The organism is Lactobacillus sp. UBA5813 (assembly GCF_002417895.1).
Classification (GTDB): Bacteria; Bacillota; Bacilli; order Lactobacillales; family Lactobacillaceae; genus Lactobacillus; species Lactobacillus amylolyticus.
In genome coordinates this window covers 64766-80900 of the sequence record NZ_DICZ01000009.1, presented here as the reverse complement: position 1 = coordinate 80900, position 16135 = coordinate 64766, and the positions used below count along the sequence as shown (strand labels likewise).

Below are 16135 nucleotides of genomic sequence, written 5' to 3'. Positions count from 1 at the left end.
GTGGTAAAATTACAAAACGTAACTATACAGATAGAAATGCACTTCGATAAAGCGTAATGCGCTACCGAAACTGTGACCGGGTCACAGTTTTTTTATTGAAGATGGGGAGGAATACTTTTGTCAGAAAAAAGAAGAGACGATCTTAGAAATATCGCTATTATTGCCCACGTTGACCACGGTAAAACTACTTTGGTTAACCAATTATTGGAGCAATCTGATACTTTGCCAGAACACATGAATCTGGAAGATCGTGCAATGGACTCAAATGCTATTGAACGTGAACGTGGTATTACTATTTTGTCAAAGAATACTGCTGTTAAGTACAAGGATACTACTATCAACATTTTGGATACGCCAGGACACGCCGACTTCGGTGGTGAAGTAGAGCGTATCATGCACATGGTTGACGGAGCTCTTTTGCTTGTTGATGCATACGAAGGCCCAATGCCACAGACTCGTTTCGTTTTGAAAAAGGCTCTCGAAGCTGGTGTTAAGCCAATCGTTGTCTTAAACAAGATTGACCGACCAGGTGCACGTCCTAAGGAAGTTTTGGATGAAGTTCTTGAACTCTTTATTGAATTAGGAGCTAATGATGAACAACTTGACTTCCCAGTAGTATATGCTTCAGCTTTGAATGGTACTTCATCTTATGATCCAGATCCAGCAAAGCAAGAACATACTATGGATCCTATTTTTGATACTGTTATCAAGAATATTCCAGCCCCAGTTGATAATTCAGACGAACCTCTTCAATTCCAAATTACTATGCTTGATTGGGATGACTACGTAGGTCGTATCGGTGTTGGTCGTATTTACCGTGGTAAGGTAAAGGTTGGCGACAACATCACTGTTATGAAGCGTGATGGCTCAACGCAAAACTTCCGTGTTACTAAGTTGTTTGGTTTCTTCGGTTTAAAGCGTAATGAAATTAAAGAAGCTAAAGCAGGCGACATTATCGCTATTAGTGGTATTAACGATATTTATGTTGGTGAAACGATTGCTTCAGCTGATCACCCAGAAGCTTTGCCTCTTCTTAAGATTGATCCACCAACACTTCAAATGGACTTTGTTGCTAATGATTCACCATTTGCTGGTCGTGAAGGTGACCAAGTAACTCCTAAAAAGCTTGAAGATCGTTTAATTCGCCAAACTCGTACTGATGTTTCATTAAAGGTTGAACCAACTGACCAATTAAACGCTTGGACTGTTTCTGGTCGTGGTGAACTTCACCTTTCAATTTTGGTTGAAGAATTACGTCGTGAAGGCTTTGAATTACAACTTTCACGTCCTAAGGTAATTTATCGTGAAATCGACGGCGTCAAGTGTGAACCATTTGAAGCTGTTCAAGTTGATACTCCAGATGAATACGTGGGTGGCGTTATTGACTCACTTTCACAAAGAAAAGGTACCATGCAAAACATGGAAGCAACAGGAAATGGTCAAACTCGTTTGGAATTTCTTGTTCCTTCACGTGGTTTAATTGGTTACAATAACGAATTTATGTCACAAACTGGTGGTTATGGTATTTTGAACCACAGCTTTGACTCATACAAACCAATGATTAAGAACTGGGAACCAGGTCGTCGTAACGGTGCTTTGGTTTCAATCAACCAAGGTCAATCAACTACTTACGCACTTCAATCAGTTGAACAACGTGGTGTATTGTTCATTGGTGCCGGTGTTGAAGTTTACGAAGGTATGATCGTAGGTCAATCTTCTCGTGAACGTGATATCGCAGTTAACGTAACTAAGGGTAAGAACTTAACTAACACCCGTGCTGCAGGTAAAGACCACGCAGCTGCCATTAAGACTCCAAAGAAGATGACTTTGGAAGAAGCTATCGAATTCTTGAACGATGATGAATACTGTGAAGTAACTCCTAAGTCAATTCGTCTTCGTAAGAAGATTTTGAACACTTCAGAACGTCAAAAGGCAGACAAGAGACGTAACCGCGCTTAATTAAAGATTTGAACAAAAGCCATCACTGTTATGCAGTGTTGGCTTTTTTGTTTTATAATTAAACAAGCATATTTATTTAAAAAGGAGACAGCAGCGGTGCGTCGAAAAATACATTATCTGAATTACAATATTTTTATTCCATATTTGCTTTTAGTGATTATGGGTGTGATCTTAGTTTACTCAGCTAGTTCTGACATTTTGTTGCAAAATGGTTTTAAACCTTCAACATATGGAATTAAACAAGCAATTTTCGCTGCCGTAGCCTTTTTCATATTTGGAATTCCATTTTTTGCTTTAAAATTGGAAGTTTTCAAGAATAAAAAGTTTGTTATGTACTTCCTGTTGATTAGTTTGGCTATGCTGGCCTTCTTGGTTGGATTAAAAATTGTTAAAGGCTCAAGCGCTGCCGTTAATGGGGCTGTTGGATGGATAAATTTAGGTTTCATTAACTTGCAGCCGCTTGAAGTAGCTAAGCTTTCGCTTGTTCTTTATTTAGCCTATGTCTTAGATCGACGTGATGGCAAATTAGTGAAAGGACATATTTGGTCAAATTTAGCTCACCCTGCTTTAATGACTGCAATTATGATGGCTTTGGTCATCGTTGAACCAGATTTTGGGGGAACAGCAATTTTATTCATGATTGCATTGGTAATGTTTTCTGTTTCTGGTATTCCAGCTTCTCTAGCTATTCGCTGGTTGATTGCAATCGTAATCGCTGTTTTTGCAGTCTTTTTCCTAGTTATTTTCTGGAATCCTAAATTTTTGCAAACCAGTTATCAATTTCAAAGACTACTTTCCTTTTTGCATCCCTTTGAATTGGAACGTAAGGGCGGTGCCCAGTTGGTAAACTCTTATTATGCAATTCATAATGGCGGGCTCTTTGGCGTAGGGTTAGGAAACAGTATGGAAAAACGGGGATATTTGCCAGAACCATATACTGATTTCATTTTATCGATTGCCGCAGAAGAACTTGGAGTAATTGGAGCTATTCTTATAATTGGATTATTATTTTACTTAATGTGGAATATTATGGAGGTTGGTATCCATGCTACCTCGCAGTTCAACGCTCTAGTTTGCTTCGGTGTCACGACAATTATTTTCACTGAATCACTTTTTAATATCGGTGCTGTAGTTGGTTTATTGCCGATCACGGGGGTTACGCTGCCGTTTGTTTCTTATGGTGGTTCATCCATGATTGTTTTGACTTGCTGTATTGCATTAGTACTGAATATTTCAACCAATGAAAAAATTAAGAAAGAGGAAGATGAGACAGTCGCATGAGCATTGATGAAGAATTGAAAGGAGCCGGTTTGCAGCAGCGTACTTGCTTATTGATCTACTTGTACAATGTTGGCGATCAATATAAGCTGAGAAAATATGGCAATATTGTCTATTTTTCTAATAAGATGAAATATTGCGTGCTTTACCTAGATAGTGAAGAAGCAAATAAAGTAAAAAATGAAATTGCTCATTTAGACTTTGTTGAGCGAGTTGAATTTTCTGATGAAGAAGACGTTGATTTAAGCAGCAGTCATATCGAACAGCAGATTGCAGATATGGCCAAAGAAGCTGAGATAAAATTACAATCAAAAAATGAGGATTTGTTGAAGTGAGAATCATATCAGGCAAATATGCAAAGCGTAATTTATTTACTTTAAAAAGTCGAAAAACCAGACCTACTAGTGATAAAGTTAAGGAATCACTTTTTAATTCTTTAGGTCAATTTTTTAACGGCGGTGAAGTACTGGATTTGTATGCAGGCAGTGGAGCATTAGGAATTGAAGCTGTTTCTCGCGGGTATAGTCATGCAACTTTAGTTGATATTAATTACGCTGCTGTTGAGATAATCAAGAAGAACGTTGCTTTAACGAAAGAAGAAGATAAGTTCTCTGTTTTTAAAATGCCAAGCAAAATGGCATTAAAAAAATTCGCTGAAAGCGGTAAAAAATTTGATTTGGTCTTTTTGGATCCGCCATATGCTAAACAGAAAATGAAGTCCGATATGATTGAGATGCTGAATAATAATCTTTTAAATGAGCGCGCAATTGTTGTTGCCGAAACTGATGATCAAACTGTTTTGCCAGAAATCGCTGGTTTTACTTTGATTAAAGATCATCATTTGGGCAAAACCATTGTCAGAATTTACCGAAAGGATTAAATTATGACGATTGCTTTATTTCCAGGAAGTTTTGATCCAATTACTAATGGACATTTGGATGTCGCTAAGAAGGCAGCGACAATGTTTGATAAAGTCTATGTAGTAATTATGACCAATACCAATAAACATTATCTTTTTAATTCGCAAGAACGTACTCAAATGGCTCAGGAAGCTCTTAAAGACATCCCCAATATCGAAGTTTTAGCAAAGCCTGACCAATTAACGGTTGATGTTGCCAGGCATTTAAAGGCTTCGGCTATCATTAGGGGAGTCAGAAACACTGAGGATTTTTTATATGAGCAGCAAATAGCAGGGATCAATGAACGACTTAACGATCAAGTTCACACAGTACTGCTGTTTACAGATCCTGAGAATAGTTTTGTTGCTTCAAGCATGATTAAAGAAGTAGCGCGATTTAATGGTGATATTGAACAATTTTTGCCTGCTAATGTTGCGGATGCACTTAAAAAGAAATTGAGATGATTTTATGAGTCAATCCAAGAATTATAAGACAAAAAAAGTAAGACGCAATTGGCTGATTGCTATCATTGTTGTCATTCTTTTAGCAATTATCGGCTGTTTGCCAACTAACTATTACATTGAAAGTCCCGGAGAAGTTTTCCCAGTTAGTGAATTTATTAAAACAAATAAGAAAAAAGCGAATAATTTAAACATGGTAACGGTAAGCATCAGTGCGCAACCGGTTAATGTTTTTCAATATTTGTGGAGTTTTACTCAGCACTACGATACTCGCGTTCCAAGTAAAGAATTTCTTGGAGGACAGACGAATAGTCAATATGAAGAATTGCAAAATTGGTATATGGAAACGTCTCAGCAGAACGCAATTTATTATGCTGCTAAAAAAGCAGGTTTAAAACCAAAATTGCATTATCTTGGCGTTTATGTAATGGCGATTCAAAATAATTCAAGCTTCAAAGGCAAATTGCAAATCGGCGATACGGTTTTAGGTGCTAACGGTCATCGCTTCCATTCAACCAAACAAATGATGACTTATTTAAATAAACAGAAAGTTGGCTCTAAAGTTACAATCACTGTTTTAAGAAACAAAGTAAAAAAGAATTACAGTGGGAAGATTGTCAAATTAAAGAATAGCACGCGTAAAGGTATCGGCATTCAATTATTAGCGCATTTAACAGTAACAACCAATCCGAAAATTGAAATTAATGCAGGTGCGATCGGCGGTCCAAGTGCTGGATTAATGTTCACGCTTGAAAGTTACGAAATTTTTACTCATCAAAATCTGGCTAAGAATCATAAAATAGCAGGTACTGGTACCATTGATGCTACTGGAAAAGTCGGAATTATCGGTGGGGTTGATAAGAAAGTAGTTGCTGCTGATAGAGCGGGGGCAGAAGTATTCTTTGCGCCAACAGATTCAACAGGGGTCAAAAAATCAAATACTAATTATGAAGTAGCCAAAAGAACGGCTAAGCGAATTCACAGTAAGATGAAGATTGTTCCAGTTGCTACTTTTTCAGACGCATTAAACTATCTGAAGAAAAATTATAAATAAAAACAAAAAAATTAGGCTCAGAAAAAAATTCTGAGCCTTTTTTTCGTATTTAAATAATGGGAGGTAGTTTATGAGTTTTGAAGAAATTAAAAACTGGATTATCGAAAAGAAAAATATTCTATTGATTGTTGGTGCAATTGTAGGCGTCATTTTCTTTTTACAGAAAAATGATCATTCAAACAGCAGCGAAGCTAATACCCTAATGTCTGAACAAGAAAACAGTTCGAGCAGTTTTAGCAGTGCGGCTTCAAGCAGTTCATCCGTTTCTCAAGCAAGCAGATATTCTTCATCACAAAATAAAGAAGTTACTTGTGATATTTCTGGTGCTGTAAAGCATCAAGGCATTTATACCTTAAAAAATGGTGCCAGACTGCAAGAATTGATTGAAGCAGCAGGGGGGTTAAAAAGCAATGCGCAGCTAAAAGCAATAAACAGGGCCCTGACTTTAAAAGATCAGGATAAGATTCATATTCCCTATAAGGGTGAAAAAGTAGATCCGGCAACGACCGTTTCTGGGAACAGCACTAGTGAAAAAAATGATGCTTCAAGCAGCAGTTCTAGTGATGGCGAAAAAATAAACATTAATACTGCAAGTGCGGCTGATCTGCAAAAATTAAATGGAATTGGAGAAAAAAGAGCAGAACAAATAATTGCTTATCGTGAACAAAATGGCGATTTTAAGAAGATTGAAGATCTAATGCAGGTCTCAGGAATTGGGGAAAAGACTTTTGCAGCACTCAAAGACCAATTGGCTATTTAATTTGCTTCAGCCAGGATATTTGCTGCTTTTTTGTTTTTTGACCGTCTCGGTTTCAATGCTATTTTTTATAGCTAAAAGCAAGTGTCAGCGAATAATTGTCTGTTTGTTGCTCATATATTTTGGTTATCTGTTATTTAAAAAATATGGGCGGAATTTATTAGTCTCAGCGGCTTTTTTAGCGATATTTTTCTTATTTGCATTCAAAAATAGTCAAATTAATGAAGTTTCTTTAAATGAAGATACCGTAGTTAAAGTGTATCCTGATCAAGTTAACATTAGCGATGACTGGATGTCTGCAACTGGTAGAGTTGGCAAAACTTCAATTTTAATTAGTGGAAAAATTGCCGCGGAACAAAAGCGCTTGCTAGCATCAGGCAAAACAGTACAAATAAATCATTTAAATGGTGAAGTATCTCAAATCTTGCCGGCAACAAATTTAGGAGAGGTAGATTATCGCAAATACTATGCCGAAAAGAGAATTTCTCAAAAAATAGAATTCAAAAATTGTCAGATGCAGCCGGTCAGCTTCGGCTTCAAGGAAAAGTTGCATCATTTAAGGTTTAATTTGCAACAATATTTTAGCCAGATGCCACCATTGCTGAGCTTTTTTACTAGCGAGTTGCTTTTGGCAGAAAATCCATCTTCTGATAAAACTATTATGAATAATTATCGCGATCTTGGCATCATCCATTTGCTTAGCATTTCAGGATTGCATGTTGGCATTTATACCTTAGTGATCAGTACGATTCTTTATTTACTGAAATTCACTGATCGACAAGTTTTTTTTGCCTGTGTGCTATTTTTACTCATTGGAATTTTCTTAAGTGCTGGACAGGCAGGCTTTGTGCGCGCTAGTTTGACTTATTTGCTGGGAGAAATCTTTTCTTTGCGCAAATGGAAGATTACAGGATTTGATCTCTTAGGATTAACCTGTCTTGTACATTTGCTGTTTTTGCCGTGTTTATTTATGAGCAGTGGAGCTATTTTAAGTTATATATTAGCTTTTGGTTTGCAATTAACCCAAGATAAGCAGGGACTGATGCAATCCTTTTTAATGAATCTTTTATTGACGCCATTTCTGTTCTTTTTCTTTTTTCAAGTAAATGTGTTAACAATTATTTTTAATAGTTTGGCAATACCATATTTTAATTTCGTGGTGATGCCGGCCTCGTTTTTAAACTTGGCAATTTTTAAGCTAAACCCAAGTTTAAGCTTCAAAATTGAACTGTTGCTACAGAGTACGGAAGAAATTATTGGAAAAATTTCGCAAACAAAATTAGGATTAATTGTTTTTGGCAAAATTAATTGGTGGGAATGCTTAATAACTGTGCTGATTGCAATTGTTTTGATAGCTTATTTATCGAAGAAGAACGCAAAAAGAAAGTGGAAGCTGAGTTTAGCTGCCGGATTAATGGCTACCTATGGAATGGGTTTTTGCTTAATTCATTTTCCATTAGAAGGTCAGGTTACTTTCATCGATGTCGGACAGGGCGATAGCATTTTAATCACGACGCCATTTCCTAGAAAGGTATATTTGATCGATACCGGGGGAAAGCTTAATTTTTCAGGCAAAAAAATCACCCCGCAAGTGAGCCGCATAACTTTGCCTTTATTGAAAGCACAGGGAATTAATCAAATTGATGGCTTGTTTGTTTCCCATCAGGATGCCGATCACGTTGGGGATGTAGGTCCATTGCTGGAGCAAATTAAAGTGAAAAAACTGTATATGGCAAAAGGATTGCTTAATAATCCATCTTTTTGTAAACGAATTGCCGGTAAAACCAGTCAAACCAAGTTGGTTGAATTGCTGGCGGGGATGCAAATCAAAGAACCCAAGATTAATTTTCAGGTAGTATATCCTTTTAAGCCCGGTGAGGGGAAAAATGAAGACTCATTATCGCTGACTTTTGAACTTGCCCATAAACGCTGGCTTTTTACCGGAGATTTGGGTCAAGATGGTGAAAAGGAAATTGCAGCAAATTATCCATTAAAAGTTGATTATTTCAAACTGGGCCATCATGGGAGCAAAACTTCTTCTAATCCGGATTTTTTGAAAGCAATTTCGCCGAGCATGGTTTTTATTTCGGCAGGCAGAAATAATCGCTTTGGTCATCCGCATCAGGAAACCTTGAGCACATTGCGCAGTTTGCGTATTCCGTGGGCTTCAACACAAGACTGTGGTATGATTAGCTGGTACTATGGCTTTAAAAAGCCTCACTTTGAACGTTTTGTCATGGAGAAAATGGAATGAATTTACTTTCTTTATTTAAGAATACGAATAACAATAATCCGCATACGCTAATATGGGGAGACGATGATTTCCTGAATGATTATTTGGCTCGTTCATATGTAAAAGATGAGCGTTTTGCTTCTTTAGATCATGTAATTGTTGATTGTGAAAATGATGGCCTTGACGAACTGATTGCTGCTTTGACCGAATCAAGCCTTTTTTCCAATCAAAAAATTATTACGGTTAAACAGCCATTCTTTTTAACAACTAAGGTTGCCAAAAAATATCAAAAGCAGCTAAAACAGCTGCAGGATATTTTTTCTCATTTGAAAGAATTGGAAGATGTTGTTGTAATTGTTGCTTCATATGAAAAAATTGACCGGCGTAACAAATTAACCAAAACAATCATGGGATCATTTAATGTAGTTGAACCCCGTGTTAGACCATATGAGGTAGCAGCAATTGCGAAGGCGCTCATAAAAGTGGAGGGATATACAATTTCTCAGTCTGCGTTGCAGATTTTAGTAGAGCGCAGCGATCAAGTGATGGACACGATCTTAAGTAATTATGAAAAGCTGAAAATGGCTTGTGTGGACAAAAAAATCACAGAAGAAGCCGTTAAAACGAATGTTGATCTATCGCTAGCTCAAAATATTTTTGCAATTCTAGAGGCAGCTTTAAATCAGAACTATCAAGAAGCAATTATCAGATTAAATGATCAGTTGCGCGAAGGTACGAATGCAATTCAATTGCTGGCTGTTTTTGAAAATCAAATTGAACTTCTGCTGGTTGTAAAAATTTTGGCAAAACGAGGAAGAAGCGAACCGCAAATAGTTAAAGAATTAGGCGTACATCCATATCGAGTTAAGCTGGCATTTAGAAGCCGGATTCAAATTAACAAATTAGAAAATCTTTTAGCAGAGGCAATTAAGCTGGAATATAACTATAAAAATGGAAATTATCATGACGATAACTTTATTAAAATGTATATTTTGAATGTTTAGAAATAAAAAAAGAAGGCCAGGGGCGTTAACCTCTGACCTTCTTTTGGTTTTTAATTACTTAGCTAATTTGCTCAAACGACTCTTATCACGAGAAGCCTTGTTCTTGTGGATCAAGCCCTTTGAAACGGCCTTGTCCAAAGCCTTTTCTGCTTCTACGCGTAACTTGGAGGCGTCTTCTTCGCCAGCTTCTGCGGCAGCCTTGAACTTCTTAACAGCAGTTCTTAACTTGTTTAATTGAGCAGCATTACGTTTGTTAGCAGCGTTTTGAGTTTTAACACGCTTAATAGCTGATTTAATTTGTGGCATCAAATTCACCTCCGTATAATGATTTTTTACTTAATTGATTATACTTAAGAATAAAGCTCGATGCAAGGTAAATTATACTTGCTTTTTTAAAAAAATAATTGTATCATAATAAATGTTGTGAACCATTGACGCTGTTTTTTTGCTCACACCTGACGATTAACGTTGTCAATGGCAATTATTTTTAGTTTTTGAAAGGTGAAAATTTATGGCAATTTCAAAAGAAAAGAAAGACCAACTTATTAAAGAATACGCAACCCACGAAGGTGACACTGGTTCTGTTGAAGTGCAAGTTGCACTTTTAACTGAAGATATCAACAACTTGACTGATCACATGAAGAGTCACAAGCATGACCACCACTCATACGTTGGTTTGCTTAAGAAGATTGGTCACCGTCGTAACTTGCTTCGTTACTTACAAGATAACGATCTTGACCGTTACCGTGCATTAATCAAGAAGTTAGGTTTGCGTCGTTAATCTTAACTTTAGAAAATCAGAGAAAGCTAGTCCTTTTTGGACTAGCTTTTTTGTTTTTGTCATCTATATATCTTTTATGCTAAAATTAATAAAGACTATAAGTTCGTTTTGATCGTAAGATCCTTAAAAATGAAAAATCATAAATTAAATAAAGAGAAAAGGAAGTAAAATGGCTGATCAAATTAAAATTATGATTTTGAGCGGCGTACGTGAACAAGGAAAGGATATGTTCGCTGTTCAAGTCAACGATGAAATATTTGTTTTAGATGCGGGATTAAAGTACCCAGATAGTTCTTTATTCGGGATTGATGTTGTAATTCCTGATTTAGACTTCTTTGAGCAATATGGTGACCGGGTTGCAGGAATTTTCTTAACTCACGGTCATGCTGATTCAATTGGAGCACTGCCTTATATTTTGCGCAAATATGATATTCCTGTCTTCGGTTCACAATTGACGATTGAATTAGCAAAAATCGACGTTGAGCGCGAGAATAAAAAGCTTAAAAATAGTCTGTTTCATGTCATTGATGCTCATACTGAAATTGATTTCAAAAATGCCAGCATCTCATTTTTCCATACAACGCACTCAATTGCTGACTCATTGGGAATTGTTGTTCATACTCCTGCCGGTGAAGTGGTTTATACAGGTGACTTTAAATTTGATCCATCCGCAGCACCAAATTATCGGACCGATATGGATCGCTTGGCTGAAATTGAAACTAAACATGTTTTGGCATTATTAAGCGATTCCTCTAATGCAGAAGCTTGGTTCCCAAATGCATCGGAACAGGATTTGGAAAAATACGTAACCGATGTCTTTAGAAACGCTAAAGGTCGAATTATTGTTGCAGCTAAGGCTTCAAACCTTAATAGAGTGCAAGAAGTACTCAATGCGGCAGTTGCTACAGGTCGAAGAGTGCTTTTAACTGGCCGTGATTTTGCTAAAATCGTTCGGACAGCTATGAAATTAGGTTATCTCGATGTTCCTGATGGCCTTTTAATGAGAGTAAAAGACCTTAAGACAACACCTGATGATAAGACAGTTATTTTGGAAACCGGCCGGATGGGTGAGCCTTTGAATTCATTGCAAAAAATGGCAAATAAGCGCCACAGTATGATTCGAATTCATAAAGGAGATTTGGTCTTTATTGCTACGACACCATCACACGCCGTTGAGACAATGATGGCTGAAACTAGCGATATGGTTTACCGCGCAGGCGGAACAGTCATTCAGCTTGGTCGTGATAAGCATACTAGCGGCCACGCAACTGGAAGAGATTTGCAACTGCTAATCGATACTCTTAAGCCTGATTTCTTATTCCCAGTTATTGGTGAATATCGTTTAATGGAAATTCATAAGAACTTGGCAATTAAGACAGGAATGAAGAAGGAAGACGTCTTTATTTCTAAGAACGGCGATTGCTATAATTATGATTTCAAGAAAAAGCGCTTCTATTTAACTGATCCGGTTCCTGGTGAGGATACTATGATTGATGGTTCCGGAGTAGGTGACGTAGGTAATATTGTTTTACGTGATCGTGAAATCTTATCAGACGATGGTATTTTTATTGCGGTTGTAACAATTGACCGCAAGAAGAAAAAGATTGTGGCTAGACCTCAAGTAACCAGTCGCGGATTTGTTTATATCAAGGCAAATCATAAGTTAATGCACGATTCAATTGAAGTTATTGAGAAAGCAATCAACAATAACTTTGAACATAAGAAGTTTGATTGGACTGAATTAAAGCAAGATGTAAGAAATGATCTTGAAAAGTTCTTGTACAAGCAAACAAATCGACGCCCTGTAGTTTTGCCGGTTGTGATGGAAGTCAACCAAAATCGCCACCGTGCTATGCAGAAGCGTAAAGAAAATAAGACGGATAACAATACGCAAGGTGAGAATGGCACACGCAAATAAGCGTAAGAATTCTCGTAGTTCACAAAATCATAAAGCCGTTAAACCAAGAAAACGAAAAATAGTTAAAAAGAATTCTAAGCCAACAAAGGAAACGAAGGATAATTAATGACGACGTTGAGCCAAAAAAACTTGTTAAAGTTAGCTCAGGAAGATGAAGAAAAGGGCCAGATTCCTAATGCTATTCAACTTTTGGAAGAAGCATTGTCTTATGGTCGTTCGTCAGAAATTGTGATGTCGCTATGTCGGCTGTATCGCAAAAATAACCAAGAAGATCAGGCATACACCCTAATAAAGGAAGAACCTGATCTTTTTTCTGAGCCAGAAATATTTGAAGAATACAATAAAATCTTAGCAGCCAACCATTATTTGATTGAAGCATTGCAAATTGAGGATCTTTTAGGCAAAAAAATGCCAATCAAAGTTTTTCCGAAAAAGTTAGATGCTCAGAATAATTTGATGCAGAAATTCAAAAGTAAAAAAGAAGTCAGTCAGTTTGATTACCAAAGCTTGCTTAAACTGGATTTGGTTAATTATAAAAATTTTGCGCAAAGTCTTTTACTAGATCCAACGCAGAATTTCGCTGTTAGACTTTGTTTATGCGAAGATTTTGTTAGATTAGGAATAAGCGATAGAATTCAAGTTTGGACCCTTGGACAAGTCGAAGAATTCATTCCCAAAGAAACAGAGCTTTTAGAAAAAACAACGGTTTATCGTGAAGTTATCGGCGGAATCGGGGATCGCTTTAGAAACAATCCAAGTCAACTGCCATTAATGTTAGGCGAAACAAACATCGTGTTAGGCAGTCTTTACCCTAAACTGAACAAATATATTAAAGATACGGATGGCTTTACTAGCGATTTGGTTTCGTATCTTGAAACTAAGGACGGTCGAACACATCAGAAACTTCTTGACCGTATTTATGCAAATTTACCAAAATAATTTTTGCAAAAAGGTTTACTTTTTAAATCTATTTAGTATAATTAGCTAAGGTTATTTTCATTAGGGCATAGCACTAGCATTTTTTACTAGGCATTTGCCGATGAAAGTAGTACAATATTCAACAGAGAATTATCCGTTAACTTATCTCAACGGACTTCTTGCAAATTTACAGGAGGGTCATTTTAATGGCAGAAAAAGAACATTACATTAGAACTAAGCCACACGTAAACATTGGTACTATCGGTCACGTTGACCACGGTAAGACTACTTTGACAGCAGCTATCACTACTGTTTTGGCAAAAAAAGGTTTGGCAAAAGCTGAAGACTATTCCCAAATCGATGCTGCTCCAGAAGAAAAGGAACGTGGTATTACTATTAACACCGCCCACGTAGAATACGAAACTGAAAATCGTCACTACGCTCACATGGACGCTCCAGGCCACGCCGACTACATCAAGAACATGATTACTGGTGCTGCACAAATGGATGGTGCCATCTTGGTTGTTGCCGCAACTGATGGTCCAATGCCACAGACTCGTGAACACATCTTGCTTGCTCATCAGGTTGGTGTTCAATACATCGTTGTATTCTTGAACAAGTGTGATTTGGTTGACGATCCAGAACTTATCGACTTAGTTGAAATGGAAGTTCGTGACTTGTTAACTGAATACGATTACCCTGGTGACGACATTCCAGTTGTTCGTGGTTCAGCTTTGAAGGCTTTACAAGGTGACAAGGAAGCTCAAGATCAAATCTTGAAGTTGATGGAAGTTGTTGATGAATACATTCCAACTCCAGAACGTCAAACTGATAAGCCATTCTTGATGCCAGTTGAAGACGTATTTACTATTACTGGTCGTGGTACTGTTGCTTCTGGTCGTATCGACCGTGGTACTGTTAAGATCGGTGACGAAGTTGAAATCGTTGGTTTGGTAGACAAGGTTCTTAAGTCAGTTGTTACTGGTTTGGAAATGTTCCACAAGACTTTGGACTTGGGTGAAGCCGGCGATAACGTTGGTATCTTACTTCGTGGTATTGACCGTGACCAAGTTGTTCGTGGTCAAGTATTGGCTGCACCTGGCTCAATTAAAACCCACAAGGAATTCAAGGGTCAAGTTTATATCTTGAAGAAAGAAGAAGGTGGACGTCACACCCCATTCTTCTCAGATTACCGTCCACAATTCTACTTCCACACCACTGATATCACTGGTGAAATCGAATTGCCAGAAGGTACTGAAATGGTTATGCCTGGTGATAACACAGAATTTACTGTTAAGTTAATCAAGCCAGCTGCCATCGAAAAAGGTACTAAATTCACTATTCGTGAAGGTGGTCGTACCGTTGGTGCTGGTCAGGTTACTGAAATCCTTGACTAATTTCTAACGATATAGCAAAAAGATGCACTCCTGGAAAGAAGTGCATCTTTTTTTGCTCAAAATTTGTTTTTTGTTTCCTTTTAAGGTAATATAACTTAGTATGCAAGTAGCAAACTCAAACTTGACATTGGAGGTATTTAATTAATGTCTGTAAAATGGAAAAAAACCGGTAAGACAACCGGCGAACTTACTTTTGATATTTCACAAGATGAAATTAAATTAGGTTTAGACCAAGCATTTAGAAGAGTTAAAAAGAATTTGCGTGTTCCTGGCTTTAGAAAAGGTCACGTATCACGTGTAATCTTTGATCAATACTATGGTGAAGAAGCTTTATACGAAGATGTTTTAAACATTGTTTTGCCAAATGCTTATGCTGCTGCTGTAAAAGAAGCTAAGATTGAAGCAGTTGGTCAACCACAAATTCAACCAGTATCAATGGATAAGGGTAAGGATTGGACTATGAAAGCTATCGTTTCAGTTCAACCAGAAGTTAAATTAGGTGACTACAAGGAACTTGAAGTTCCTAAGCAAAACACCCGTGTTTATGCAAAAGATATCGATGCCGAACTCAACAAGCGTCGTGAACAAAATGCTGAACTTGTTCTTAAGAAAGACAAAGCAGCTAAGGGTGATACTGTAACTATTGACTACAAAGGTACTATCGATGGTAAGGCCTTTGAAGGTGGCTCAGCACAAAACTACTCACTTGAATTAGGTTCAGGTGCATTTATTCCTGGCTTTGAAGATCAACTTATTGGTCACAAAGCAGGTGATGAAGTTGATGTTGTTGTAACTTTCCCTAAGGATTACGGTGCTAAGGATTTAGCAGGTAAAGAAGCACACTTTGCTACTAAGTTACACGAAGTTAAGTCAAAGCAATTTCCTAAGTTGGATGACGAGTTTGCAAAAGACGTTGATGATTCTGTAAATACTCTTGATGATTTGAAGGCTAAGATCAAGAAGAACTTAAAGGATCAAAAAGAAGAAGAAGCTAAGAATGCTATCCAACAAGCCGCTATTGAAGCAGCTGTAAAGAATGCTGAAATTGACGAAATTCCTGATGCAATGATCCAAGAAGACGTTGATACTCAATTGAGACAATACTTGGGCAACATGCAACGTCAAGGTATTGATCCACAAACTTACTACAAGTTGACTAATACCAACGAATCACAATTGCGTGCACAATTTGCTAAGGATGCTGCTGAAAGAGTTAAGATCAACTTAGTCTTAGAAGCTATTGCTGATAAGGAAAACTTTAAGGCTACGAAGGAAGAAATTGATAAAGAAATCAAGGATCTTGCTAAGGAATACAACATGGATGAAAAGACTGTTCGCAACACTTTAAGTGACGATATGTTAAGCCATGATATTACTGTTCGCAAGGCTATGGACTTAGTTACTGACAGCGCAAAGCAAGTTGTAAAGTCAAAACTTAAGGAAGAAAAAAAGTCTGATAAATAATTATTGATTTTT

The 16135-nt window shown here is 37.2% G+C and carries 15 protein-coding genes; 14 read left to right on the top strand and 1 reads right to left on the bottom strand.

Annotated elements, in window-relative coordinates; all coding sequences use genetic code 11:
- Positions 1-117: 117 nt before the first annotated feature.
- The 9 genes from typA to holA all read left to right on the top strand — a co-directional run bounded on the left by typA (position 118) and on the right by holA (position 9645).
- Entirely contained in the window at positions 118-1959 is a 1842-nt protein-coding gene (typA, locus tag B2008_RS01875) for a translational GTPase TypA (protein ID WP_281828460.1), read from the top strand.
- Positions 1960-2055: 96 nt separating this feature from the next.
- The gene (locus tag B2008_RS01870) at positions 2056-3240 is read left to right on the top strand and encodes an FtsW/RodA/SpoVE family cell cycle protein (RefSeq protein WP_281828459.1); all 1185 of its coding nucleotides are present in this window, start codon (positions 2056-2058) and stop codon (positions 3238-3240) included.
- Positions 3237-3572 (top strand): YlbG family protein, encoded by a 336-nt coding sequence (locus B2008_RS01865; RefSeq protein WP_281828458.1) that lies wholly within the window; start codon positions 3237-3239, stop codon positions 3570-3572. The genes B2008_RS01870 and B2008_RS01865 overlap by 4 nt, the downstream gene beginning before the upstream one ends.
- Positions 3569-4117 (top strand): 16S rRNA (guanine(966)-N(2))-methyltransferase RsmD, encoded by a 549-nt coding sequence (gene rsmD / locus B2008_RS01860; RefSeq protein WP_281828457.1) that lies wholly within the window; start codon positions 3569-3571, stop codon positions 4115-4117. The genes B2008_RS01865 and rsmD overlap by 4 nt, the downstream gene beginning before the upstream one ends.
- A 3-nt stretch (positions 4118-4120) precedes the next feature.
- Positions 4121-4600 (top strand): pantetheine-phosphate adenylyltransferase, encoded by a 480-nt coding sequence (gene coaD, locus B2008_RS01855; RefSeq protein ID WP_281828456.1) that lies wholly within the window; start codon positions 4121-4123, stop codon positions 4598-4600.
- Between the two features lie 4 nt (positions 4601-4604).
- Entirely contained in the window at positions 4605-5651 is a 1047-nt protein-coding gene (locus tag B2008_RS01850; protein WP_281828455.1) for a SepM family pheromone-processing serine protease, read from the top strand.
- Between the two features lie 70 nt (positions 5652-5721).
- Positions 5722-6411: a ComEA family DNA-binding protein gene (locus B2008_RS01845; RefSeq protein ID WP_281828454.1), complete on the top strand. Its 690-nt coding sequence runs from the start codon at positions 5722-5724 to the stop codon at positions 6409-6411.
- Complete coding sequence (locus B2008_RS01840; protein WP_281828453.1) at positions 6380-8662, top strand: DNA internalization-related competence protein ComEC/Rec2; 2283 nt, start codon at positions 6380-6382, stop codon at positions 8660-8662. The genes B2008_RS01845 and B2008_RS01840 overlap by 32 nt, the downstream gene beginning before the upstream one ends.
- The gene (gene holA, locus B2008_RS01835) at positions 8659-9645 is read left to right on the top strand and encodes a DNA polymerase III subunit delta (protein ID WP_281828452.1); all 987 of its coding nucleotides are present in this window, start codon (positions 8659-8661) and stop codon (positions 9643-9645) included. Before B2008_RS01840 ends, holA begins: the two co-directional genes overlap by 4 nt.
- A 54-nt stretch (positions 9646-9699) precedes the next feature.
- Here the strand turns inward: holA and rpsT are convergent, their stop codons facing one another.
- On the bottom strand, positions 9700-9951 hold the full coding sequence (gene rpsT / locus B2008_RS01830; protein ID WP_281828733.1) for a 30S ribosomal protein S20: 252 nt from the start codon (positions 9949-9951) through the stop codon (positions 9700-9702).
- Positions 9952-10156: 205 nt separating this feature from the next.
- Here rpsT and rpsO point away from each other — a divergent pair, with 205 nt between their 5' ends.
- From rpsO to tig, 5 genes are all read left to right on the top strand, one after another.
- Complete coding sequence (gene rpsO, locus B2008_RS01825; RefSeq protein ID WP_006351452.1) at positions 10157-10426, top strand: 30S ribosomal protein S15; 270 nt, start codon at positions 10157-10159, stop codon at positions 10424-10426.
- Between the two features lie 169 nt (positions 10427-10595).
- The gene (locus B2008_RS01820) at positions 10596-12344 is read left to right on the top strand and encodes a ribonuclease J (protein ID WP_281828734.1); all 1749 of its coding nucleotides are present in this window, start codon (positions 10596-10598) and stop codon (positions 12342-12344) included.
- Positions 12345-12449: 105 nt separating this feature from the next.
- Positions 12450-13283 (top strand): tetratricopeptide repeat protein, encoded by an 834-nt coding sequence (locus tag B2008_RS01815; RefSeq protein ID WP_281828736.1) that lies wholly within the window; start codon positions 12450-12452, stop codon positions 13281-13283.
- Positions 13284-13468: 185 nt separating this feature from the next.
- Positions 13469-14659 carry an elongation factor Tu gene (tuf, locus tag B2008_RS01810; protein ID WP_281828738.1) on the top strand — a complete coding sequence of 397 codons (1191 nt, stop codon included), beginning with the start codon at positions 13469-13471 and terminating at the stop codon, positions 14657-14659.
- 144 nt (positions 14660-14803) lie between these two features.
- Positions 14804-16123, top strand: coding sequence for a trigger factor (gene tig / locus B2008_RS01805; protein ID WP_281828740.1), 1320 nt, complete (start codon positions 14804-14806; stop codon positions 16121-16123).
- The last annotated feature ends 12 nt before the right edge of the window (positions 16124-16135 follow it).

Excerpts from the sequence above, each read along its gene's own strand:
- B2008_RS01865 (WP_281828458.1), top strand. The coding sequence starts at position 3,237 with ATGAGCATTGATGAAGAATTGAAAGGAGCCGGTTTGCAGCAGCGTACT.
- coaD (WP_281828456.1), top strand. The coding sequence starts at position 4,121 with ATGACGATTGCTTTATTTCCAGGAAGTTTTGATCCAATTACTAATGGA.
- B2008_RS01850 (WP_281828455.1), top strand. The coding sequence starts at position 4,605 with ATGAGTCAATCCAAGAATTATAAGACAAAAAAAGTAAGACGCAATTGG.
- B2008_RS01845 (WP_281828454.1), top strand. The coding sequence starts at position 5,722 with ATGAGTTTTGAAGAAATTAAAAACTGGATTATCGAAAAGAAAAATATT.
- holA (WP_281828452.1), top strand. The coding sequence starts at position 8,659 with ATGAATTTACTTTCTTTATTTAAGAATACGAATAACAATAATCCGCAT.
- rpsT (WP_281828733.1), bottom strand. The coding sequence starts at position 9,951 with ATGCCACAAATTAAATCAGCTATTAAGCGTGTTAAAACTCAAAACGCT.
- rpsO (WP_006351452.1), top strand. The coding sequence starts at position 10,157 with ATGGCAATTTCAAAAGAAAAGAAAGACCAACTTATTAAAGAATACGCA.
- B2008_RS01820 (WP_281828734.1), top strand. The coding sequence starts at position 10,596 with ATGGCTGATCAAATTAAAATTATGATTTTGAGCGGCGTACGTGAACAA.
- B2008_RS01815 (WP_281828736.1), top strand. The coding sequence starts at position 12,450 with ATGACGACGTTGAGCCAAAAAAACTTGTTAAAGTTAGCTCAGGAAGAT.
- tuf (WP_281828738.1), top strand. The coding sequence starts at position 13,469 with ATGGCAGAAAAAGAACATTACATTAGAACTAAGCCACACGTAAACATT.
- tig (WP_281828740.1), top strand. The coding sequence starts at position 14,804 with ATGTCTGTAAAATGGAAAAAAACCGGTAAGACAACCGGCGAACTTACT.